The following is a 22852-nucleotide window of genomic DNA, read 5'->3' on the forward strand; positions in this document are numbered from 1 at the left end:
AAGGAACGGGATAAATGATATAAGCAATGATCAAAAAAAACAAGCTGAACGCGCCACGATGAAGCATCTTGCATCATATTTGTGCATTTGACACAAAAGCACTCACAACCCTTAATAATCAACACTCTCTTATGGTATTCTAGCAACTTCTTTTTTACACAAAAGCTGCCCCATTATCATGTTTGAGCGTTTCACATCCATCAATCTAATCATCAAACGCTACGGACACCTCACTCTTACTAGCTTTAAAAGCAGCAATCTCTCACAAAAAGCCGCCCAGTTAACACTCTCAAGTCTGCTAGCAGCCGTTCCCATTATCACGATTATTCTTGGCATTCTCAGCTTCACCCCCACACTCAAGAATATGCAAGCTCAGCTATTTCAGTTTATAGAAGTACACCTAGCACCCGGCTCTAGCGATATCATACTGCCTTATTTTATCCAGTTCTCTGAACAAGCAAAAAATCTACCATTAGCAGGTTTACTTGCCCTCTTTGTTACCGCTTTGTTGCTGTTAAACAGTTTTGAAAGCAGCGTACAATCCATCTGGCAAATAAAAACACCTAGAAAAATCAGAGAAAGACTTCTCACCTACTGGGCAATTTTAACACTAGGACCTATTATTTTTGCCGCATCTCTTAGCCTATACGGCACCTTAATTTCAATGCAAATAGGAAAAATAGAAACCAACTATTTCATCAATGCTTTACTAGAACTAGGCTCTGTTATTCTCTATTTCCTAATGTTACTAACACTAAACTTTCTAACCCCTAATGCTGATGTCTCAATAAAATGGGCCTCCATAGCAGCCCTATCTGGCAGCCTTGGGCTTTTTATTCTTAATGGAATTTTCAGCTCATTTGCCCAATTTTTTTCAAACTATCAGGTTATTTACGGAGCCTTTGCCGCCGTCCCCATTTTTCTTATTTGGCTACAAACCACCTGGTTAATCATACTAGCCTCCATTTGCCTATGCGCTTCATTACACAGAATTAAGCCTTAGCAGCTTCCATATATTCATGTAAAATCCGTTCTATCATCTACAATCAAGGTACACCATGACAAACTCAATCAATGACCTCAACAAAACTTTAAGTGAAGCTGATTGCTTAATTAATGAGGCTCAGATCAATGAAGCCCTTGATAAAATGGCAACACAAATTACTAAAGACTTAGGCGAAAAACGCCCGCTTGTTCTTTGTGTAATGAACGGTGGACTCATACCTACCGCAGGCCTATTAGAACGCTTAAACTTCCCGCTTGAGCTAGACTACATCCATGCAACTCGCTATGGCATGGCGACAGAAGGCGCCTTACTTAAATGGTTGAGCTACCCGCAATCCAGCCTGAAAGACAGAGACATTCTGGTGATTGACGATATATTTGATCAAGGCTATACGCTTCAGGCCATTATCCATTGGCTAGAGGGACAAGAAACCAAGAGCGTTTCAACAGCCACTGTCATCAACAAACTACACGACAGAAAAGTAGACATGATGCCAGATTATATTGGCGTCGACGCTGAAGACCGCTTCCTATTTGGTTACGGTATGGACTACAACGGCTTTTTCAGAAACCTAAAAGGTGTATACGCTATTAAAGACAGCTAAAGCTTATTCAGCACAGCTCATGAGAAACGAAAAAAGCGCCAAACAGGCGCTTTTTTTTGAATCCTATAAAAAACTAGAAGACTCGGTTAATACCATTCAAAGCTGCCACCCGGTAGGCTTCCGCCATGGTCGGGTAGTTAAAGGTCGTATTAATAAAGTACTTCAGCGTATTCTGCTCACCCGGCTGCTTCATAATCGCTTGGCCGATATGTACAATCTCTGATGCCTGGTCTCCAAAGCAATGAATCCCCAACAATTCCAAAGACTCTCGATGGAAAAGTATTTTCAACATACCTACATCTTCACCAGTAATCTGTGCGCGCGCTGTGTTCTTAAAGAAAGCACGACCTACTTCATAAGGCACTTTTTCGGCGGTTAATTCTGCCTCGGTTTTGCCCACAGAACTGATCTCAGGAATAGTATAGATACCTGTTGGCACTTCATTAATAAATTCACCACCCGGCACCCCCATCATATTCGCTGCAGCGGCACGACCTTGGTCATAAGCCGCACTCGCCAAACTAGGCCAACCAATCACATCTCCGGCAGCATAAACATTCTCGACTTGCGTCTGGTAAGTATCGTTAACCGCAACCTGACCACGGCTATTCACATCCAAGCCAATGGCATCTAGACCTAGGTTATCCGTATTGCCCGAGCGGCCATTACAAAACAATAGAGCATCAGCTCGTAATTTCTTACCAGAAGCCATCTGCATCACAACGCCACGGTCGGTTGTTTCAACAGACTCAAACGTCTCATTATGACGAATTAATACACCACCATCACGCAAGTGGTAACTTAAAGCATCAGTGATTTCGTCGTCCAAGAAGCTCAACAATTTCTTCGCTGGATTGATCAATTCAACTCGGACACCAAGACCACAAAAGATTGAGGCATATTCACAGCCGATAACACCCGCACCATAAATAATCAAGGAGCGTGGCGTATGACCTAAACTTAAAATGGTATCAGAGCAATAAATACGAGGATGAGAGAAATCAATATTTACCGGGCGGTAAGGACGAGAACCCGTAGCAATAACCACTTGATCGGCAACCAGTAATTCTGGTCCGCGTTCATAGGTATTTACTTCAACCGTGTTCGCATCTTTGAACTTGCCGCGACCAAAATAAATATCAATTCTATTACGCGCATAGTATTCAGTACGCCCCATTACCTGCTTATCAATCACTCGATTAGCACGGTCTAACACCTTAGGAAATGAAAACCAACGAGGCTCACCGATATCACGAAACATTGGGTTAGTATTAAAAACGATGATCTCTTTAACGGCATGACGCAACGCTTTCGAAGGAATGGTACCTAGGTGCGTACAACTCCCCCCAACCTGCGAACTTGCTTCAATAACGGCGACTTTTTTGCCTGCTTTTGCAGCACTCATAGCCGCACCCTCACCCGCAGGTCCGGTACCTAACACTACGACATCATAATGTCTCGTAGTCATAATATCTCCTTAGAATTAATTACTTTGATGCGTCGTAAAATTCACTATCTGACATCTTTTTTGCGGCCGCTTCTTTTGTTTCTTTCTCACATTTACCTTTATCGCCGCCACAGATATCACAAGCCACTTCCATACCCAAAGCACTCATACCACCACAAGAGCCAGAAATAGGCTTTCTTCCCATTATGACGCCAACTGCCATCGCAGCGACTACCAAGAGCATAAAAGCAAACACTAAAACAACGGTTAACATAATCATTCCTCTAAAAGCGTAGTAATTTCACAGGCTTATTTATTGAGCTAGCTATTACACTGCCTATTACATGTAGGGTTTAAAAGCATCGGATGGACGCTCTTCATAACCGAAATCAGTTTTCACCAGCAGATAAGCGGCTATGCCATTTTTTTGGGCAAACTCAAGCCCTTTATCAGGCCCCAGCACAGTAATTGCCGTCGCTAACCCGTCCGCCATCGTTGTCGTTTTATCTATCACGGTAACAGACACCAAGTGGTGAGCAATCGGCCGCCCAGTGACAGGATTAATAGTGTGAGAGTAACGCACACCATTTTTCTCAAAATAATTTCTATAATCGCCTGACGTTGCTATCGCAATATCTTTAGCCGATACAATACGCTCAGCCATAGTGTGACCACCAGCAGGACTTTCAATTGCAACCTTCCAAGCAGACCCGTCTGGTTTCACGCCTTTAGAGCGAATCTCACCACCCACTTCAACCAAATAGCTCTCAATGCCATTTTCTTCTAACGTCTTGGCAACCCTATCAACGCCATAACCTTTTGCGATAGAAGATAAATCTATATAAACATTCTTTTGTTTCGTTAAATGACGACCATCCAATGTTAAATAATGATAACCAACTCGAGTCTTAGCCTCATCAATCGCATCCTGACTTGGCACCTTATCTTCTCTATTACCCGGGCCAAACCCCCAAAGATTTACCAAAGGACCAATAGTGACATCATACTCCCCTTGACTCATCTCACTAATCAGCAAGGCCCTATCCATTACATAGGCCATATCCTCACTTAGATCAGCAGAACCGCCAGAGGGTAATTTATTAAAGCGTGATAGCTCAGAAGTTGAGTCATAGGTAGACATCAACTTATTGATTGTCACCAAAACAGCATCAACTTCATCTTTTAAATTTTGAGAACGCTTAATCGCTTCCGTGGTATAGAACTTTACAGTGTAGGTCGTCCCCATTGTTGGACCAGAAAAGCCAACCAACTCAGGAGTAAAAACGGAAAAACGATAAATAGCTGCAATAACAACAAGCAGCAAGGTAGAAAATAGTATTTTTTTACGCATATACATTCTTTTTAGTATAGACAAAATAAAGACCCACCAATTGGTGGGTCTTTATTTATTTAGGTGCTAGCCACCGAAATCATCTAGCATGATGTTTTCTTTTTCTACACCTAGATCTTCTAACATTTTAATAACAGAGGCATTCATCATTGGAGGCCCACACATGTAGAACTCACAATCTTCTGGTGCCGGGTGATCTTTCAGGTAACTTTCATAAAGCACATTATGAATAAAACCTGTTTTACCATCCCAATTATCTTCAGGCTGAGGATCTGAAAGAGCCAAATGCCATTCGAAGTTATCATTCTCTTCTTGTAGTTTATCGTATTCTTCCATATAGAAAGCTTCACGCATACTACGAGCACCATACCAGAAAGTCATTTTACGCTTAGAACCCAAACGCTTAAGCTGATCAAAGATATGTGAACGCATTGGCGCCATACCAGCACCACCACCCACAAAGACCATCTCAGCATCCGTATCTTTAGCAAAGAACTCACCGAAAGGACCATATACTTTGATTTTGTCGCCAGGCTTAAGGCTGAACACATAAGATGACATTTGACCAGGAGGCAAATCATCTTTACCTGGTGGTGGTGAAGCAATACGGATATTAAACTTAACCACGCCCCTTTCTTCAGGGTAGTTAGCCATTGAGTAAGCTCGAATAACCGTTTCATCTACCTTAGAAACAAATTTCCAAAGGTTGAACTTATCCCAGTCGCCACGATATTCTTCTTCGATATCAAAGTCTTTATAGTGTACCGTGTGTGCTGGCGCTTCTAATTGAACATAACCACCGGCACGGAAATCAACATTCTCACCCTCAGGCAATTTCAATGTTAATTCTTTAATAAATGTCGCTAGGTTAGGATTAGACTCAACCGTACATTCCCAAGCTTTTACGCCAAACACCTCTTCAGGCACCTCTACATCCATATCTTGCTTTACAGCAACCTGACAGGATAGACGATAGCCTTCTTTTTCGTCACGACGAGTAAAATGCGACTGTTCAGTAGATAACATTGAACCGCCACCACTTGTCACCTTACATTTACACTGAGCACAAGTACCACCGCCGCCACAGGCAGACGATAAGAAAATGCCACTATCAGCTAACGTTTGAAGTAATTTACCGCCCGCAGGAGCAGTCACTTCTTTTTCACCATTGATGCGGATTGTAACGTCACCAGTACTAACCAAGCGCGCACGAGCAGCAAGGATAATTGCCACTAGCGCAAGCACGATAGCTGTGAACATCACCACACCTAGAATAATCTCTAAGTTGACCATGTTAGTTAAACCTTATTCTTGGTTGTCCAAATGCGCAGGTAATTAAAGCTGCACACCAGAAAATGACATAAAACCTAAGCTCATTAGGCCAACAGTAATAAACGTGATACCAAGACCACGTAGACCCGCAGGCACATCTGAATACTTAAGTTTCTCCCGAATACCGGCCAGCGCAGCAATTGCCAACGCCCAACCAACACCAGCACCTACACCGTAAACTAGACTTTCACTAAAGTTATAGTCACGCTCAACCATGAACAAAGAAGCCCCCATGATGGCACAGTTTACGGTAATAAGTGGTAAAAATACGCCCAACGCGTTGTACAAGGCTGGCATGTATTTATCTAATGTCATTTCCAGGATTTGAACTACGGCAGCAATAACCCCAATGTAGCTCAAAAGGCCTAGGAAGCTGAGATCAACGCCAGGAAGACCGGCCCAATCAAGCGCACCATCTACCAACAGGTTTTGGTACAACAGGTTATTCAGTGGAACGGTAATCGCCAATACGACAATAACCGCAATCCCCAAACCTATGGCCGTTTCAACCTTCTTAGACAAAGCCAAGAACGTACACATACCAAGGAAGAAAGCCAACGCCATGTTTTCAACAAAAACGGCCTTGATAAACAGACTAATTAAATGTTCCATTTAAAGCGCCTCCTGTGCACGTGAATTGGCAGCAATTTTAAATTCAGGCTCTTCAACTTGCTCTGTTTTATAAGCACGTAATACCCAAATAACCAAACCAATAACAAAAAATGCACTGGGTGGAAGAAGCATTAAACCATTAGGCTGATACCAACCGCCGTTTTGGATAGTAGCAAATACTTCAACACCAAATAGTTTACCGGCCCCCAACAACTCGCGGAAAAAGGCAACAATAATCAACATGGCGCTATAGCCTAAACCGTTACCAATACCGTCAACAAAGCTCATTACCGGACCGTTCTTCATAGCAAACGCTTCCGCGCGCCCCATTACGATACAGTTAGTAATAATCAAGCCAACAAATACAGACAACTGCTTACTGATCTCAAAAGCAAATGCTTTCAACACCTGATCGACCACGATTACCAAAGAAGCAATAATGATCATTTGAACAATGATGCGAATACTATTTGGGATATGGTTGCGGATAATGGCAATAAAAAAGCCAGAGAACGCCGTCACCAAGGTAAGGGCAATCGCCATCACCAAACTAACGCTCAGACTACTTGTCACCGCCAACGCAGAACAAATACCCAAAATCTGTAGTGCGATTGGGTTATTTGAAAGAATCGGTCCAAAGAGGACTTGTTTCACATTAGACATTATTGAACTCCTTCGCTACGCAGTTTCGCCAAGAAAGGACCAAACCCTTCTTCACCCAACCAGTATTGAACAAGATGAGTAACACCACGACTCGTCAGTGTTGCACCAGATAAACCATCTATTTTATGGGCCGCCTGTGGATCAGAACTATCTACACCGCCTTTCGCAAGCCTGATGACAGCATCACCCTGCTCATCATAGACTAGCTTACCTTGCCACAACGCTTTCCAATTAGGATTATCTACTTCGCCACCCAGTCCAGGTGTTTCACCCTGGTCGTAGAAGCCAAAGCCAATAACGGTATTAAAATCATTTTGCAACGCAATAAACCCGTACATAGTCGACCATAAGCCGTAGCCATGGACAGGAACAATGATTTTATCAAGGGCATTATTCGCTTTAACTAGATATACCGAAGAAAAGTTCGCACGTCGTTTAATGCCCGCTGGGTCATTCTCACCGCTTAAAGCAACAGACAACTGAGGATTTTTCGCGGCAGCTTTCTGATCATAAGCAACAGGATCAATCCCTGCAGCCTGCAACTCAGCTTGTGTTGCAAACGCACCAGTTTGCAAGTTAACAATACGAGCTTCAACCGAGGAAAAAATCTCATCTACGGATTTACTTGGGTCAAGCATATTCGCGGCAGACAGAATATTACGCTTACGGTCTAAGTCTTTATTAGCGTTCTGAATAGGCTTAAGGCCCACCGCTGCTGCTGCAACAAATACAGAACAAACCAAACATAAAGACAAGGCAACTATGATGGTTTTTTGAATACTATCGTTACTGCTAGCCATTGCGTGCAATCCTCCGTTTAATGTTCGCCTGAACAATAAAGTGATCAATAAATGGCGCAAACAAGTTCGCAAATAGGATCGCCAACATCATACCCTCTGGGTAAGCTGGGTTTACTACACGAATAAGAACAACCATCACACCAATTAATGCACCATAAAACCACTTACCACGGTTCGTCATTGACGCAGAAACAGGGTCAGTCGCCATATACATCATACCGAAAGCAAAACCACCTAACACTAGGTGCCAATACCAAGGCGTAGCGAACATAGGATTGCTGTCAGAACCAATCATATTAAACATGACTGAGGTCGCAACCATACCAAGTAAAACACCCGCAACAATTCGCCATGCGGCAATCCGCATCACCAAGAGCGCACCACCACCAATTAAGATAGCAAGTGTTGAGGTTTCACCCATTGAACCTTGAACGAAGCCAAAGAAAGCATCAGACCAAGCAACCGTAACGCCCGCTATGCCATCAGCAGCAAGCTGACTTAATGCCGTCGCTCCAGAGAAACCGTCCACCGCAGTCCATACCGCATCACCTGACATAGAAGCAGGATAAGCGAAGAATAAGAATGCACGCCCCGCCAACGCAGGGTTAAGGAAGTTTTTCCCTGTACCACCAAACACTTCTTTCGCCAACACCACGCCAAAGGTGATACCCAGGGCAACTTGCCATAAAGGAATCGTTGCAGGAAGTGAAAGAGCGAATAAGATAGAGGTAACAAAGAAGCCTTCATTTATCTCATGGTTACGTACAGAAGCAAACAAGACCTCCCAGAAACCGCCAACAGCAAAGGCCACAAGATAAATAGGCAAGAAATGCATTGCCCCATAAATCATGTTGTCCCAAACACTAGAAGCATCGTAACTGGTTAAGCCGCCAATAATGGCATGGCGCCAAGAATCAGGTGCTGAAATCCCCATAGCATCTATGGCTGTATTCGCTTGAAAGCCAATGTTATACATGCCAAAAAACATGGCAGGGAAGGTACACATCCAAACCAAAATCATAATGCGTTTCATATCAACCGCATCACGAACATGGGAGCCATTTTTAGTAACAGAACTTGGGCGATAAAAAATAGTATCTACCGCTTCAAACAGTGAATACCATTTTTCATATTTTCCACCTGAGTGAAACTCAGGCTCTATTTTATCGAGTACTTTTCTAAGCCCCATGAATTAACCCTCTTTCTCTATTAGAGTTAGGCAATCCCGAAGGATCGGGCCATATTCGAACTTGCCTGAGCAACTATACGTACACAAGGAAAGATCTTCTTCATCTAATTCAAGCGCGCCCAACTTTTGAGCTTGCTCGGTGTCATTGACCACCAACGAACGCAACAATTGTGTTGGTAAAATATCAAGTGGCATTAGACGTTCAAAATGCCCAAGCGGCAACATAGTACGATCACTACCATTTGTCGTAGTCGTCATAGCAAAAGAGGTCTTGCCAAGGAGCTTAGATAAAAACACGTTAAGAACAGAATGTTTTTCTACACCGGCACGCAGATAATGCATCATTTGACGCTCACGACCTTCAAGTAATACAGATACCTGACTGTGGTAACGACCTAAAAATGCAAAAGGGCCAAAGGCTTTACGTCCCGAAAGAACGGAACCAGAAACCACACGATTATCACCTTCTGCCAATTCACCCGCTACCAGTTCATCCAAACTAGCACCTAGTTGAGTACGGACGAGACGAGGAGATTTAACTTGAGGTCCGGCCAACGCAACAACACGATCAGAACTCAGTTCACCCGTTACAAAGAGCTTACCAATGGCAAGCACATCTTGGTAATTGATAGACCACACTGTTTTTTTATCGCTAACAGGATCAAGGAAGTGAATATGAGTACCAGCAAGACCCGCCGGATGAACGCCCTCAAAGGTTTCAACAACAACATCCGCTGTGGTTGGAATTTTTGCCTCAGGCGCTTTACATAGAAAAACCTTACCTTCCGTTAAACGCGTCAAAACGGTAAGGCCATCGGCAAAGGCTTCACCTTGATCGGCCAACACCACTTCAGGAGAAGCAGCAAGAGGATTGGTATCGATTGCGGTAACAAAAATTGAACTCGGTGCTGATTCAACCTCAGGCACTTTCGAGTATGGACGAGTACGAAATGCTGTCCACAATCCAGAATCGACTAAATTCTCAACAACCTTGCTACGCTCTAAACCCTTAAGTTCAGACCCTGAATAAGCCGCGAAGCTCTCTGCTTCATTGCCTTCCAGTTTGATCACCACAGATTGCAACACACGTCGCTCACCACGATTAATCGCATCAATAGTGCCTGCAGCAGGGGCTGTGTACTTTACACCTTCCGTTTTCTTATCTGTAAAGATAACCTGCCCTTTCTTAACCTTATCACCTTCCTTTACTAACATAGTCGGTTTCATACCATGGTAGTCAGGACCAATCACAGCAACAGTTTTTACTGTCGCAGCATCCGCAATCACCTGATTGGGAGCACCAGAGATCGGTAGATCAAGGCCTTTTGTAATTTTATACATATGTTCTGCCCAACAATAAATTGAACACAAAAAGCGTAATGTGCAATACCTATACCCCCCTCCGGGAAAACATGCATAAGTAAACGACTAACATTAAAGTAATCGTAATACACAAACTCACTTCACCAAAAAACCGCTGTATTATAGAGATCATTACTGGCCTTGACCAGCTTATTGAAGCAGTCTTTGCCGACCAAGTTTTACTATTTAATACCACTTTTTGGCACCCATTAAGTGTCTCCACACAAAAAAAACACACAAAATTTCGTTTTATAACAACAAACGATACAAACAAGCCTTAGGTCACCCTCTTTTGTCTATCAAGAAGAAGCTTGCTCAATGAGTTGCCATAGGTGATCGAAAGCGACACAATATCGCCCAATCAACTGAGCCCAATAACAAATGGAATCGTAACTATGATAAAACCAGAAGCTCAAATTAATATTAAGAACCTACGCCTAAGAACCTATATTGGATTCAATGACTCAGAAAAACAAAACAAGCAAGATGTCGTCATTAATGCTTGGATTCACTACCCAGCGTCACAAGCTTATGACACAGATAACGTTGATAATGCCGTTAACTACCGTACTATCTGTAAGAAAATGATAGCTCATACAGAAAACAACCGCTTTCTTTTACTTGAAAAACTCACTGCAGACTTACTTGAACTCTGCATGGAACCAAGCAATGTAACCTTCGCTAAAGTAGAAGTCGCCAAACCACACGCCTTAAGGTTTGCAGACTCGGTATCCTTAACACTCTCAGCAAATAGAGAAAACTAAGCATTCGCATGACAGAAAACGCATCGTTAAATTTAAAACCTGGCTACAAAAATCTGGTCAATGGTTTAGATGGCAGCCGTAAGGCACTAGAAATACTGGCTATTGCCTCGCAACATAAACTTCCCATTCTATTTTTAGCCAATACGGTCGCAGAACTCAACGAGCTTGAAGATGAAATTCAGTTTCTAAACGATAACAAAAGAGAAGTCCTTCGCTTCAGTGATTGGGAAACGCTACCTTACGATGCCTTTTCGCCACATCAGGACATTGTTTCTCAACGTTTAGAAACACTCGCCAAGCTAACTGAAAGCAAGGCTCCTATCATCTTAACAACTGTGGCATCCTGCTTAACACGTCTCTGTCCACGACAACATTTAGATGCACAACGCTTTCACCTTAAAGAAGGCCAAGAACTACCTCTTGAGAGCCTTTCTAAAAAACTTACTAGTGCAGGTTATTTGAACGTTGATAATGTTCATGAACATGGCGAGTATTCGGTACGTGGCGCTCTAATGGACGTCTATCCGATGGGAGCAGAGAATCCAATTCGGATCGACTGGTTTGATAATGAAATTGACTCTATTCGCTGGTTTGATGCGGAAACACAACGCAGTATTAATAAAGTAGAAGAAATAAACATGCTGCCGGCCAAAGAATTCCCTACGACCTCATTGGGAATCCAACAGTTTCGTCAAGCCTTTCGCGAGCGTTTTGATACAGACCCGCTATCCAGCCCACTTTACCAAGACATTTCCAGCGGTCTCATTCCAGCAGGCATAGAATACTACCTTCCTTTATTCTTTGAACAAACCGCCAGCGTCTTTGATTACTTAGCAAAAGACACTCTAGTCATACGTTCTGATGTTTTCAACGAACAACTGGCCAGCATCCAGCTAGACTTCCGTAGCCGCCACGAGTCATTAAACTACAACATTGAACGCCCCATTTTAAAACCAGATGAAATCTGCCTAAGAGAAGATGAGCTGTTTGGACTACTCAACCAGTTTCCTAGCCTTATTTTTTCTTCTGCTGGAGAGCACCCAGACTATAAAGCATCTGAAAATGTCAAAATCGACTCCAAGTCTTCTTCACCACTTAGCAAGTTACAAGACTTTTTAACTCAAACCAGCGCTCGGGTTTTAATCGTTGCCGAATCAGCCGGTCGCCGTGAAGCATTACTAGAACTGCTAAAAAAGCACCAGATCACCCCCAAGCAAATAGATGATTGGAAAGCTTTTAAAAAGTCCAAGCAACCACTCGCGATCACAGAAGGCAATATAGGTCGCGGATTCGCCATTCGCGATGAACTAGTACTTATTGCTGAAAACGAAATTCTTGGTGAGCGAGTCGCCCAACATCGCCGTCGTAACAAACATAACAACATCAGCGAAGATGCCATCATACGCAACCTCACTGAGCTAAGAATGAATGCGCCAGTGGTACATATCGATCATGGTGTAGGCCGCTACCTAGGCCTTACCAACCTTCAAATAGATGGACAAGAAACCGAGCTATTGACATTAGGCTATGCAAACGACGCCAAACTGTATGTGCCTGTCTCTTCTTTGCAATTAATTTCTCGCTATACAGGAGCCGACGAAGACACTGCGCCACTACATAAGTTAGGTACGGAAAAATGGAGCGTCGCTAAGCAAAAAGCCGCCGAAAAAGCCCGTGATACAGCTGCTGAATTATTAGAAATTTACGCCAAACGGGAAGCCCGTATTGGCCATGCTTTTGCCAAACCCGATGATCAATACGAGATCTTTTCTGCGGGTTTTCCATTTGAAGAAACGCCCGACCAGCAAACCGCCATTGATGCTGTCATGCAAGACATGTTGACAAAAAAACCAATGGACAGATTAGTCTGTGGTGACGTGGGCTTTGGTAAAACAGAAGTCGCCATGCGCGCAGCCTTTCTCGCGGTACAAGATGGCAAACAAGTTGCCGTGCTTGTTCCCACCACCTTATTAGCTCAACAACATTACGAAAATTTCTGTGACCGTTTTGCTGACTGGCCGGTTGAAATAGAACTGCTGTCTCGCTTCCGTTCTGGCAAGCAATCTAACGCCTCGGTTGATCGCTTAGAATCAGGTAAAGCAGATATTGTGGTTGGCACCCACAAGCTAATCCAAGGTGACATTAAGTTTGCTAACTTAGGACTGGTTATTATCGATGAAGAGCATCGCTTTGGTGTGAAACAAAAAGACCAATTTAAAGCGTTAAGGGCCGAAGTAGACATTCTCACACTGACCGCCACCCCCATACCACGAACACTCAATATGTCCCTGTCTGGTATTCGCGACCTATCCATCATCGCCACACCACCGGCGAAGCGTTTATCCGTTAAAACCTTTGTTAAAGAAAAAGACACACATCAAATTAAAGAAGCTGTGTTGCGCGAGCTACATCGTGGTGGGCAAGTCTATTACCTGCACAACGAAGTACAGACGATTCAAAAAGCCGCGGAAGAGCTGGAAGAACTGATTCCCGAAGCTAGGGTAATTGTGGGCCACGGCCAAATGCGCGAACGAGAACTAGAACAGGTCATGTCTGACTTTTATCATAAAAGAGCCAATGTACTGGTCTGCTCCACCATAATAGAAACAGGTATAGACATCCCCAATGCCAACACCATCATCATAGAACGTGCCGATAAATTTGGTTTAGCACAACTCCACCAATTGCGTGGGCGTGTAGGCCGATCTCATCATCAAGCCTACGCTTATTTACTGACCCCCAATGATCGCAAAGTAACAGGCGATGCTGAAAAGCGCCTCGAAGCCATTACTCTTGCGGATACACTAGGCGCTGGCTTTACCTTAGCTACCCATGACCTTGAAATTCGAGGAACAGGAGAGCTGCTGGGGGATGGGCAAAGTGGCCACATAGAACACGTTGGCTTTTCGCTCTTTATGGACATGCTGGATCGCGCGGTAAAATCCCTAAAAAATGGCGAGTCTCCCAATGTGGATATCACCTCACCAGCACAAACCGACATCAACTTAAGAATTCCCGCCCTCATCCCAGAAGACTATTTAGGCGACGTTCACTCCCGCCTTATCTTATATAAGCGCATTGCTAATGCCGCAACTGATGAAGAGTTAAAAGAATTACAGGTTGAAATGATTGACCGCTTTGGCTTATTACCGGATGCTACTAAGAACTTATTCCGTCAGACGGAGCTCAAACTTAAAGCTGAGCGCCTAGGCATCAAGAAAATTGAAGCCAACCAAAAAGAAGGCAAAATATTCTTTAACGCTAATACCCCTGTCGACCCGATGAAGCTCATTAGGCTCATTCAAACCAAGCCAGATACATACAAGCTGGCAGGGTCAGACACTTTAAAATTTTTGGCCACCATGAACAGTGCCGAAGAACGTTTTCAACAAACCACCAAAACGCTGGAATTATTACATTGAAAAAGCATCTCGTTATTTTATTATCCTTAACGATATTAACCTCTCGCGCTTTTGCTGTTGATGATCCAATTGATCCAGACACAGCAAGAGCCTATGAAGGCTACCTACTCACTTTCATCTGGCCAGAAGACAAAAGCAGTGAACACATTGATTACCAAGACGTACTCAATCTGACTGACCTAATCCGTCTTCCACCTAAGACTATAGAAGATGACACCTCAACTGGCGCAGACATTGCCGCCATCTCTGTGCCATTTGATGGTTTCAAAGAAGCCTTAGATAAGCAGGTTCAGGTATTATCTAACCAAAAATGGACACTTATTTTTAAGCACCCTGGCGATATGATTAGCAAGACATTTCATAGTGAACAAGAAAAAGATGGCTACCCAGAACTGACTGGAAAAATAGATATTAAGCTTGGTCGTTATTTGGAGTCAGATATTCGTTACCAATATTATTTATTTGACAGCTTCACTCTACCTAACATCCCTGACACCCCCACAACAGATCTAAACAGCCCTGATGCCGCCATACAAGAAAAGCAATTCAAACAATTTGAGCCAGCACTTGTTTTAGAACTAGAGCAAAAAAATAAAACCGCCAGCAAAAAAGTAAACTACTTGGATCACCCGACCATTGGCACCTTATTGTATTTTGAGCCCATTGACCTAGAAGATGCGATCGAGCAAATCGCCCTGCAATCACTGGATGCAGAAACAGGTCAAAGCCTTAACTACGATGACCTACAAAGCACCAACGAATTAACCCCTTTCCTCCCCCTTATTGAAACGGACACCCCATTACCCTAAAAGAAAACGGCAAAAAAAGGCAAAGAGCACATTGCTCTTTGCCTTATCAAGATTACCAAAAATTAAATTATCCGATCAGATCAATAACCTCGAGATTGAGTCAGTTTCCCCACCCAAGACACGGCCTTCTGCTCTAATGCAGAAAAGAAAGACAAACCTAAGCGCTCCGCCATCCCTTTAGGCTGTTTATAAGTCACCTGTACCACTTCCGTATCGGCATAATGAGACACTAAATAAGCGTCACTCGTCATCACAACATCGACCAACTTATTATCTAATGCTTCCGAACCATACCAGGTATCGCCTGTGGCAATATTTTCAATGTCAAGCTGTGGTCGCTGAGCAGATACAAAACGTTTAAATAAGTCATGAGTATCTTCAAGGTCTTGCTTGAATTTTTCACGACCTTCGTCGGTATTTTTACCCAGCATAGTAAGGGTTCGCTTGTAACGTCCTGCCGTATGCAACTCAACATCAATCAAACTTTTATCAAGCAACCTATGCACATTAGGAACTTGCGCAACCACCCCGATAGAACCAAGAATAGCAAAAGGTGCCGCAATAATTTTATCCGCAACACAGGCCATCATATAACCGCCACTAGCAGCAACTTTATCAACACAAACCGTAAGCGGAATCTTAGCTTCGCGAATTCGCTGTAATTGAGAAGCGGCTAACCCATAGCCATGCACCACACCACCGCCACTTTCTAGACGAACCACCACCTCATCTTCTGGCTTAGCGACGCTTAAAACAGCCGTTATTTCTTCTCGCATTGTCGACACTGCGGAGGCTTTTATATCCCCATCAAAGTCCAAAACGTAAAGTCGTTTTTTGCTAGGCTCTTCCTCTTTAGCCGATTTCTTATGCAACTTCTTGTCTTGCTTTTCCTGCTTCTTTTTTTCTTTTGCTAAGTTTTTCAGTGTTTTTTTATCAAGTAACTGCTTATCCAACTCAGCTTTCATGTCATCGTAACCTTCATTTAACTTGGTTACCGACAGGCTGCCAGGCTGCGACTTCTTTTTACTGCCAGCCACCGCCGCCAACAGAAAACCAATCACCAAGGCAACACTTACCAGCTTCAATAAAAAGCCCGCGTAATCCGCTAAAAATTCCAACATCACCTTCCTCTAAATAATCATAAGTTCTTGGCATATTGGGGGTATTTTTGTAAATAACAATCTCTTTTGATGATAATTGTCTATAGATACTGTTTCTTATATGCCTTACTATCTGCACACTTTGAAAAAGCCTCTAAATATAACAAGCATAAGAAAGCTAACAAGATCCTTCTGCCCCACCAAAACAACAGAAAAATCTTGTTAATTTTTTTGCACATTTCAGTGCCTTTCTATAAAGGAGAAATCAATGAAAGCCTCGCTGTCACAAGCGCTTGGGAGAAACTTCCTCGGTGCTTCACCACTTTGGTATAAACAAGTAATCTTAGCTTTTTTAATTATTAACCCTATTGTTTTAGTCGTATTAGGCCCATTCGCCGCTGGCTGGTTATTAATTATTGAGTTCATCTTCACATTAGCAATGGCACTGAAATGCTACCCACTTCAACCTGGTGGACTGCTTGCTATTGAGGCCGTCGTTCTAGGCCTTACCACACCAGAAGGCGTTTACACTGAGGTTTCTCATAACATTGAAGTGATCTTGCTACTTATGTTCATGGTGGCCGGCATTTACTTTATGAAGGATATGCTGCTGTTTATCTTCAATAAGCTGCTGGTGAAAATTAAATCCAAAATCGTTATTTCTTTAATTTTTAGTTTTTCTGCCGCTCTGCTCTCTGCATTTTTGGACGCACTAACCGTCACTGCGGTTCTTATCAGTGTCGGTGTCGGCTTTTATTCGGTTTACCACAAGGCCGCTTCTGGTCAAAGCGCTAACAAAAGCCATGACCTTGGAAAAGACGACTCCATACTCCCCATCAACACAGAAGACCTAAATGAATTCCGCTCATTTTTACGGGATTTATTAATGCATGGCGCTGTTGGTACCGCTCTAGGTGGTGTCGCTACCTTAGTAGGCGAACCACAAAACCTGCTGATTGCCAAAATAGCGGGTTGGAACTTCGGTGAATTTTTCCTCCATGTGGCCCCAGTCTCAATACCCGTTTTAGCTTTTGGCTTATTAACCGTTGTGGTGCTAGAAAAAACCGCCTGGTTTGACTATGGCGCTCAGCTACCCGATACCGTTAGAGATATTCTGAATAATTTTGAAAAAGAAGAAAGTCAAAAACACACCAACAAAACTAAAGCCCAACTCATTATTCAAGGTATTGTTGCGATTATCCTAGTACTATCCCTTGCCTTCCACGTTGCTGAAGTAGGCCTAGTCGGTTTAATGGTTATTGTTCTATTAACGTCGTTTAATGGCATTATTGAGGAACACCGCATTGGTCATGCGTTTGAAGAATCACTGCCTTTTACCGCTCTATTAATCGTATTTTTTACCGTTGTCTCCGTGATTCATGCTCAACACTTGTTCCAACCTGTGATTGATGTCGTGCTAAATATGCCAACGGATCGCCAGCCCATCATGTTATTCATCGCCAACGGTTTGCTTTCGGCCATTAGTGATAACGTCTTTGTTGCCACCGTTTATATCAATGAAATTAAAGCGGCATTGGACGCAGGTTCCATCACTCGTGAGCATTTTGATAAGTTAGCCGTTGCAGTCAATACGGGCACTAACCTTCCAAGTGTAGCAACACCAAACGGTCAAGCGGCTTTCTTATTCTTGCTAACATCAGCGATTGCCCCACTGTTACGTTTATCCTACGGAAAAATGGTATGGATGGCGCTACCTTACACCATAGTACTCAGTATTGTTGGCGGGCTGTGCGTTATATACCTACTATAAAACGCCCCCCCTGAGCACACAAAAAAGCCCTCTTCATCGGAGGGCTTTTTGCTGGTTGCTTTATAAATTCATAGTATTGCTAGACTAATGCTTAATCCGCCATAAAGACTGACCAGACTTTTTATCAATCAGATCCAAGCGTTCTTCATGCATTTTTAATTCCTCTTCATTTGCGCGAATCACTTTCAGAGCCGGACGATTTGTCGCTAGGCGTCGTATTTCTCCAATCACATCTTCTTGTTTAGAATCAGAGTCTGAACTATTCGCTAAACCTAAACTGGTTTGCCCACCAGTCATCAATAAATAAACATCCGCCAAAATCTCGGCGTCTAATAAGGCACCATGCAATTCACGATGGGAGTTATCGATACCATACCGTCGGCATAAGACATCTAGGTTATTTTTCTGTCCTGGGTGTTTTTTGCGAGCATAAACCAAACTATCAAAAACGCCACACACCTCAGCGGTTTTGGGGTATCCCCCAACACGAGCAAATTCATGATCCATAAAGCCAATATCAAAAGGCGCGTTATGGATAATCAATTCAGCGCCTTTTATAAAATCAAAAAACTCTTGGGCAATTTCATGAAAACGCGGTTTATCAGTAAGAAACTCATTACTGATACCATGAACCCTAAACGCTTCTTCTTCTACTTCTCGATCAGGATTTATGTAAACATGAAAATGGCGATTCGTTAATTTTCGACCGATCATTTCGACACAACCGATTTCAATAATTCGATGGCCTTTTTTAGGATCGATACCCGTTGTTTCCGTATCCAGAATGACCTGTCTCATGACCTAGCCCTTAATTCGTCAATACCCTGATTCGCCAAATCATCGGCAATCTCATTACCTTCAATACCCGCATGACCCTTAACCCACTTCCACGTCACTTCATGACGTAGACACTGCTCATCTAGAGCCTGCCAAAGGTCTTTATTCTTTACCGGTTGCTTAGAGGCCGTTTTCCAGCCCTTACGTTTCCAGCCTGCCAACCACTCAGTAATGCCTTTTTGTACATACACAGAATCGGTATAAAGCGTCACTGAGCACTTTTCTTTCAAGGCACGCAAGCCTTCAATCGCCCCTAACAACTCCATTCTATTATTGGTCGTGTCATGCTCTCCGCCACATAAGCGTTTTTCATGATCACCAAAAGTGAGCCAAGCTCCCCAACCACCAATTCCAGGATTGCCCTTACAGGCTCCATCGGTATAAATCACAACGTCTTTCAATCTTTCATCTCTTTTGCTGTTGGCTTAGTTAATGGTGGTACTCTTACTCGAGCTCCAGACCAACGAGGTTTAAGGGGAATATAGCGTTTCACCTGTTTTGTTGCTGTCATCACATAAAGCCCACTAAAGGGAAGCTTCAAAGGCCTCAACAATTTATCTATCCACATAAAACGCATCCGCCACTTACCACTATTTAAGGGCGGCTCGTAATGAACAAAGCGCTTTTTTTCTAATGTTAATCCAGCGACTTTCAGCCAGTCCTCTAAGCGCTTATGAGCAATAAAGCGTCCACACCAAGGCGCCTTAATACGCTTAGAAAATAAACGTCGAATCCCCCATAAGCCCCAAGGATTAAAGCCAACAATGATTAATTTGCCACTTGGCAATAAGGTTCGTGCCGCTTCCCTTAAATCATCATGGGGCGTTAGGGAAATATCCAACGTATGATGCAAAACATGAATATCAACCGCATCGGGTTCAAGGGGCAGCTCATTGGCTCGGGCAACAATGGTATTTTCAGGTGCACCAAACTCTAATTCTGGCGCAACAATAATACTTTCACGTAATCGATGATTATGTAGAGGAAAGGCCTTAAGAGGTGACTGAATCACCAAATAATACCCCACAGCAAGATCAAGCTCTTTCTCAATTTCAGCCAATTCTAACTGGCATAAGCTTTTACCTAAGTCTGTGTCGTACCATGTTTGGAACAATTGTCTTGATTGATCATCCAACATACAATGAAATCTCTGTTAAAACGACATGGCGTTGTCTTTATTATTTTAAAGGCTTCGTCATAAGCAAAGTAACTAAGTAAAAAATGGGATGCCCATGACTCTTCTTCCTCTGCCAGCCTTTCAAGACAATTATATCTGGATCATCAGCGATAAAGATAGCTCTCTCATCTGGGCGGTAGATCCAGGAGATGCACAAGTTGTTTCAACCTATTGCGCTGAAAACAATAGCAAGCTTGGCGGCATACTAATCACCCACCATCATAGAGATCATACTGGCGGCGTCGCAAAACTAAAAGAGCAATTCCAATGCCCTGTCTATGGACCAAAGCATTTAACCGACCTAATTACCCATGGTGTAGATGAAGGAGATAGCATCAGCGTTCTTTCCAACACCTTTCATGTCCTTGCTACACCAGGACATACTCTTGACCATTTATGCTACGTCACAAAAGAAGAAACTCCGCGACTACTGTGTGGCGACACATTGTTCAAGGGTGGTTGTGGTCGCATCATGGAAGGCACAGCAGAAATGATGCTGGCAGCCATGGCAAAACTCTCACACTTGCCCGACAACACCTTAGTATATTGTACCCATGAATACACCTTGGCCAACTACCGCTTCGCCCTATCCCTAGAACCTAATAATGAACAGCTCATAAACAGCATTAGCGAATGCGAAAAAAAACGCCAACACAATGAAGCCACCTTACCTAGCTTACTCAGCTTAGAAAAAGCCACCAACCCCTTCTTACGCAGCCATCTTAGCGATATTCAGCAGCACGCTGCAAAGCAATTAAGCGAATCGGTAGCAAATGATCCAGTGGCTTCATTCAGTCAAGTTCGACGAGCTAAAGACACTTTTAGTTGACCTTACCTGTCACACCTTTAAAATGGCTAAACTTTATTCAACTCTGTGGAATCCATGATCAACAAATTTATTTGGGCTTTGCTAATAGGCCTTACTCTAAGCGGCTGTCAAACAGCCTCCAAAATAGAAAACACTAACACTTCAGCAGACCCTCTTGTAGAACAAGAACCACCTGCTGATGAAGCCGTCCTCGTTGATGCTGAAACAGAACGCTTAGGCGTTATTGACATAGTTACCCCCATAGCCCCTGACGCAATAGACGACACGGAAGAAACTGAGCCAACCCTTGCCGAACCCGCACTTGCCAAACCTATCATTGCTGAAGTTGAACCTAGCCAACCAGACGACATATGGGACAGAATTCGCGCTGGCTATCAATTAAACCTAGACATGGACAGACCTCGCCTTTCTTCCCAGTTGCGTTGGTATAGCTCACATCCTGCCTATTTGGATCGCGTATCTAAACGTGGTGAACGCTATCTGTATTACATTGTCAAAGAGCTAGAAAAAGCAGGCATTCCCACAGAAATAGCCCTACTCCCCATTGTTGAAAGTGGTTTCGACCCTTTCGGATACAGCCATGGCCGCGCCTCTGGCCCTTGGCAGTTCATTCCTTCCACCGGACAAATGTATGGTTTAAAGCAAACCTGGTGGTATGACGGACGCCGCGACATCATAGGTTCAACCCAAGCTGCCATAGCTTATTTGACCCGCTTACATAAAATGTTTAAAGGTGACTGGCTACACGCACTTGCGTCTTATAATTCAGGGGAAGGCACGGTACTAAAAGCCATTAGAAAAAATAAACGCTTAGGTAAAGCGACGGATTTCTGGTCTCTCGACCTACCAAGAGAAACTCGTGCTTATGTCCCTAAACTCATCGCCTTGGCTAAGATCATCAAGAACCCAGAAAAATACAGCTATTCCACTCACTTTATTCCTAACAAGCCCTACTTTGACGTCGTTAACATAGGCGGTCAATTAGACCTTGCCCAAGCAGCAGAAATGGCTGACGTTAGCATAGATGAAATTTATCTGCTGAACCCTGGATTTAACCAATGGGCGACTTCTCCAAATGGCCCCCATAGACTACTCATACCAGTGAGCAAGTCGAAAAACTTCCGCGCTCAACTTGCTCAAATTCCGAGCAACGAGAGAGTGACTTGGGTTCGCTACACAGTCAAGGCGAACGATAATTTATTACTCGTGGCCAAACAGCATAATACGACGGTCAGCGTGCTGCAAAACGTCAACAAAATCTCTTCCACCATGATACGTGTTGGCCAAGAACTGATGATTCCTGTTGCTGGCAATAAGATTGAGAGCTACACCTTAAGCTCGCATCAACGCCTATTAGCGAAACAGTCTCGCGCACCAAGCCGTAACCGCATCAAGGTCAATTACACGGTTGCTTCTGGCGACAGCCTATGGCTAATCGCTAATAAATATGGCACAACCAGCAAAACCCTTGCTCGCTGGAATAGCATGGGACTCGGAGACCCCCTTATGCCGGGAAGAAAACTAGTCGTTTGGTTAGAACCGAAAAAAACGGCCAACACGAACACCACCCGTAGTGTGATGAAAAAAGTGGTTTATACCATACGCTCCGGCGACTCACTTGCGGTTGTGGCTAATAAGTTTAAGGTTTCTGTGAACGACATTCGTACTTGGAACCCTAAGGTTGGTAGTAAAAAATATGTTCAACCCGGTGATCGAGTAACCCTATTAGTCAATGTGGTTGGCGGTTAAATTAAGCACCCAACCTAATCGACAGATA

Annotated in this window: 21 protein-coding genes; 8 read left to right on the forward strand and 13 right to left on the reverse strand. The window is 43.5% G+C overall.

What is annotated here, in order from left to right; genetic code table 11:
- The first annotated feature begins 178 nt into the window (after positions 1-178).
- Together I8J31_RS14260 and I8J31_RS14265 are read left to right on the forward strand one after the other, a co-directional pair.
- Positions 179-1003: a YihY family inner membrane protein gene (locus I8J31_RS14260; RefSeq protein ID WP_199469252.1), complete on the forward strand. Its 825-nt coding sequence runs from the start codon at positions 179-181 to the stop codon at positions 1001-1003.
- A gap of 55 nt (positions 1004-1058) precedes the next feature.
- Complete coding sequence (locus I8J31_RS14265; protein ID WP_199469253.1) at positions 1059-1610, forward strand: hypoxanthine-guanine phosphoribosyltransferase; 552 nt, start codon at positions 1059-1061, stop codon at positions 1608-1610.
- 73 nt (positions 1611-1683) lie between these two features.
- On the opposite strand, the gene sthA is transcribed toward I8J31_RS14265, so the two are convergent.
- The 9 genes from sthA to I8J31_RS14310 all read right to left on the reverse strand — a co-directional run bounded on the left by sthA (position 1684) and on the right by I8J31_RS14310 (position 10345).
- A complete protein-coding gene (sthA, locus tag I8J31_RS14270; RefSeq protein WP_199469254.1) occupies positions 1684-3078 on the reverse strand; it encodes a Si-specific NAD(P)(+) transhydrogenase in 1395 nt (464 codons plus the stop codon).
- A 19-nt stretch (positions 3079-3097) separates the two neighbouring features.
- The gene (gene nqrM / locus I8J31_RS14275) at positions 3098-3331 is read right to left on the reverse strand and encodes a (Na+)-NQR maturation NqrM (RefSeq protein WP_199469255.1); all 234 of its coding nucleotides are present in this window, start codon (positions 3329-3331) and stop codon (positions 3098-3100) included.
- 66 nt (positions 3332-3397) lie between these two features.
- Complete coding sequence (locus I8J31_RS14280) at positions 3398-4408, reverse strand: FAD:protein FMN transferase (protein WP_199469256.1); 1011 nt, start codon at positions 4406-4408, stop codon at positions 3398-3400.
- A gap of 66 nt (positions 4409-4474) precedes the next feature.
- Positions 4475-5701 (reverse strand): NADH:ubiquinone reductase (Na(+)-transporting) subunit F, encoded by a 1227-nt coding sequence (gene nqrF / locus I8J31_RS14285; protein ID WP_199469257.1) that lies wholly within the window; start codon positions 5699-5701, stop codon positions 4475-4477.
- 42 nt (positions 5702-5743) lie between these two features.
- Complete coding sequence (gene nqrE / locus I8J31_RS14290) at positions 5744-6352, reverse strand: NADH:ubiquinone reductase (Na(+)-transporting) subunit E (protein WP_199469258.1); 609 nt, start codon at positions 6350-6352, stop codon at positions 5744-5746.
- A complete protein-coding gene (locus I8J31_RS14295; RefSeq protein ID WP_199469259.1) occupies positions 6353-7015 on the reverse strand; it encodes an NADH:ubiquinone reductase (Na(+)-transporting) subunit D in 663 nt (220 codons plus the stop codon).
- Positions 7015-7815 carry a Na(+)-translocating NADH-quinone reductase subunit C gene (locus I8J31_RS14300; RefSeq protein ID WP_199469260.1) on the reverse strand — a complete coding sequence of 267 codons (801 nt, stop codon included), beginning with the start codon at positions 7813-7815 and terminating at the stop codon, positions 7015-7017. The genes I8J31_RS14295 and I8J31_RS14300 overlap by 1 nt, the downstream gene beginning before the upstream one ends.
- The gene (locus tag I8J31_RS14305) at positions 7808-9004 is read right to left on the reverse strand and encodes an NADH:ubiquinone reductase (Na(+)-transporting) subunit B (protein ID WP_199469261.1); all 1197 of its coding nucleotides are present in this window, start codon (positions 9002-9004) and stop codon (positions 7808-7810) included. The genes I8J31_RS14300 and I8J31_RS14305 overlap by 8 nt, the downstream gene beginning before the upstream one ends.
- A gap of 3 nt (positions 9005-9007) precedes the next feature.
- A complete protein-coding gene (locus I8J31_RS14310; RefSeq protein WP_199469262.1) occupies positions 9008-10345 on the reverse strand; it encodes a Na(+)-translocating NADH-quinone reductase subunit A in 1338 nt (445 codons plus the stop codon).
- Between the two features lie 416 nt (positions 10346-10761).
- Here I8J31_RS14310 and folX point away from each other — a divergent pair, with 416 nt between their 5' ends.
- From folX to I8J31_RS14325, 3 genes are read left to right on the forward strand one after another with little or no spacing between them, the layout of a single operon-like run.
- Positions 10762-11130 (forward strand): dihydroneopterin triphosphate 2'-epimerase, encoded by a 369-nt coding sequence (folX, locus tag I8J31_RS14315; RefSeq protein ID WP_199469263.1) that lies wholly within the window; start codon positions 10762-10764, stop codon positions 11128-11130.
- Between the two features lie 8 nt (positions 11131-11138).
- Positions 11139-14552 carry a transcription-repair coupling factor gene (gene mfd / locus I8J31_RS14320; RefSeq protein WP_199469264.1) on the forward strand — a complete coding sequence of 1138 codons (3414 nt, stop codon included), beginning with the start codon at positions 11139-11141 and terminating at the stop codon, positions 14550-14552.
- Positions 14549-15361: a hypothetical protein gene (locus I8J31_RS14325; RefSeq protein WP_199469265.1), complete on the forward strand. Its 813-nt coding sequence runs from the start codon at positions 14549-14551 to the stop codon at positions 15359-15361. Before mfd ends, I8J31_RS14325 begins: the two co-directional genes overlap by 4 nt.
- A gap of 80 nt (positions 15362-15441) precedes the next feature.
- Here I8J31_RS14325 and sohB read toward each other — a convergent pair whose 3' ends face one another.
- The gene (gene sohB / locus I8J31_RS14330) at positions 15442-16482 is read right to left on the reverse strand and encodes a protease SohB (RefSeq protein ID WP_438941494.1); all 1041 of its coding nucleotides are present in this window, start codon (positions 16480-16482) and stop codon (positions 15442-15444) included.
- A 247-nt stretch (positions 16483-16729) separates the two neighbouring features.
- On the opposite strand from sohB, the gene nhaB reads away from it, so the two are divergent.
- A complete protein-coding gene (nhaB, locus tag I8J31_RS14335; RefSeq protein ID WP_199469266.1) occupies positions 16730-18232 on the forward strand; it encodes a sodium/proton antiporter NhaB in 1503 nt (500 codons plus the stop codon).
- Between the two features lie 84 nt (positions 18233-18316).
- On the opposite strand, the gene dnaQ is transcribed toward nhaB, so the two are convergent.
- From dnaQ to I8J31_RS14350, 3 genes are read right to left on the reverse strand one after another with little or no spacing between them, the layout of a single operon-like run.
- Positions 18317-19030 (reverse strand): DNA polymerase III subunit epsilon, encoded by a 714-nt coding sequence (dnaQ, locus tag I8J31_RS14340; protein WP_199469267.1) that lies wholly within the window; start codon positions 19028-19030, stop codon positions 18317-18319.
- Positions 19027-19470: a ribonuclease HI gene (rnhA, locus tag I8J31_RS14345; RefSeq protein WP_199469268.1), complete on the reverse strand. Its 444-nt coding sequence runs from the start codon at positions 19468-19470 to the stop codon at positions 19027-19029. Before rnhA ends, dnaQ begins: the two co-directional genes overlap by 4 nt.
- Positions 19467-20207 (reverse strand): methyltransferase domain-containing protein, encoded by a 741-nt coding sequence (locus I8J31_RS14350; RefSeq protein WP_199469269.1) that lies wholly within the window; start codon positions 20205-20207, stop codon positions 19467-19469. The genes rnhA and I8J31_RS14350 overlap by 4 nt, the downstream gene beginning before the upstream one ends.
- Positions 20208-20301: 94 nt before the next feature.
- Between I8J31_RS14350 and gloB the strand changes: the two genes are divergently transcribed.
- Together gloB and I8J31_RS14360 are read left to right on the forward strand one after the other, a co-directional pair.
- The gene (gene gloB / locus I8J31_RS14355) at positions 20302-21075 is read left to right on the forward strand and encodes a hydroxyacylglutathione hydrolase (protein ID WP_199469270.1); all 774 of its coding nucleotides are present in this window, start codon (positions 20302-20304) and stop codon (positions 21073-21075) included.
- 54 nt (positions 21076-21129) lie between these two features.
- Entirely contained in the window at positions 21130-22824 is a 1695-nt protein-coding gene (locus I8J31_RS14360) for a LysM peptidoglycan-binding domain-containing protein (protein ID WP_199469271.1), read from the forward strand.
- Positions 22825-22852 lie beyond the last annotated feature (28 nt).

This window comes from Marinomonas transparens (genome assembly GCF_016463975.1).
In the GTDB taxonomy this organism is placed as follows: Bacteria; Pseudomonadota; Gammaproteobacteria; order Pseudomonadales; family Marinomonadaceae; genus Marinomonas; species Marinomonas transparens.

Coding starts and splice junctions, on each gene's coding strand:
- I8J31_RS14260 (WP_199469252.1), top strand. CDS start 179: ATGTTTGAGCGTTTCACATCCATCAATCTAATCATCAAACGCTACGGA.
- I8J31_RS14265 (WP_199469253.1), top strand. CDS start 1,059: ATGACAAACTCAATCAATGACCTCAACAAAACTTTAAGTGAAGCTGAT.
- sthA (WP_199469254.1), bottom strand. CDS start 3,078: ATGACTACGAGACATTATGATGTCGTAGTGTTAGGTACCGGACCTGCG.
- nqrM (WP_199469255.1), bottom strand. CDS start 3,331: ATGTTAACCGTTGTTTTAGTGTTTGCTTTTATGCTCTTGGTAGTCGCT.
- I8J31_RS14280 (WP_199469256.1), bottom strand. CDS start 4,408: ATGCGTAAAAAAATACTATTTTCTACCTTGCTGCTTGTTGTTATTGCA.
- nqrF (WP_199469257.1), bottom strand. CDS start 5,701: ATGGTCAACTTAGAGATTATTCTAGGTGTGGTGATGTTCACAGCTATC.
- nqrE (WP_199469258.1), bottom strand. CDS start 6,352: ATGGAACATTTAATTAGTCTGTTTATCAAGGCCGTTTTTGTTGAAAAC.
- I8J31_RS14295 (WP_199469259.1), bottom strand. CDS start 7,015: ATGTCTAATGTGAAACAAGTCCTCTTTGGACCGATTCTTTCAAATAAC.
- I8J31_RS14300 (WP_199469260.1), bottom strand. CDS start 7,815: ATGGCTAGCAGTAACGATAGTATTCAAAAAACCATCATAGTTGCCTTG.
- I8J31_RS14305 (WP_199469261.1), bottom strand. CDS start 9,004: ATGGGGCTTAGAAAAGTACTCGATAAAATAGAGCCTGAGTTTCACTCA.
- I8J31_RS14310 (WP_199469262.1), bottom strand. CDS start 10,345: ATGTATAAAATTACAAAAGGCCTTGATCTACCGATCTCTGGTGCTCCC.
- folX (WP_199469263.1), top strand. CDS start 10,762: ATGATAAAACCAGAAGCTCAAATTAATATTAAGAACCTACGCCTAAGA.
- mfd (WP_199469264.1), top strand. CDS start 11,139: ATGACAGAAAACGCATCGTTAAATTTAAAACCTGGCTACAAAAATCTG.
- sohB (WP_438941494.1), bottom strand. CDS start 16,482: ATGTTGGAATTTTTAGCGGATTACGCGGGCTTTTTATTGAAGCTGGTA.
- nhaB (WP_199469266.1), top strand. CDS start 16,730: ATGAAAGCCTCGCTGTCACAAGCGCTTGGGAGAAACTTCCTCGGTGCT.
- dnaQ (WP_199469267.1), bottom strand. CDS start 19,030: ATGAGACAGGTCATTCTGGATACGGAAACAACGGGTATCGATCCTAAA.
- I8J31_RS14350 (WP_199469269.1), bottom strand. CDS start 20,207: ATGTTGGATGATCAATCAAGACAATTGTTCCAAACATGGTACGACACA.
- gloB (WP_199469270.1), top strand. CDS start 20,302: ATGACTCTTCTTCCTCTGCCAGCCTTTCAAGACAATTATATCTGGATC.
- I8J31_RS14360 (WP_199469271.1), top strand. CDS start 21,130: ATGATCAACAAATTTATTTGGGCTTTGCTAATAGGCCTTACTCTAAGC.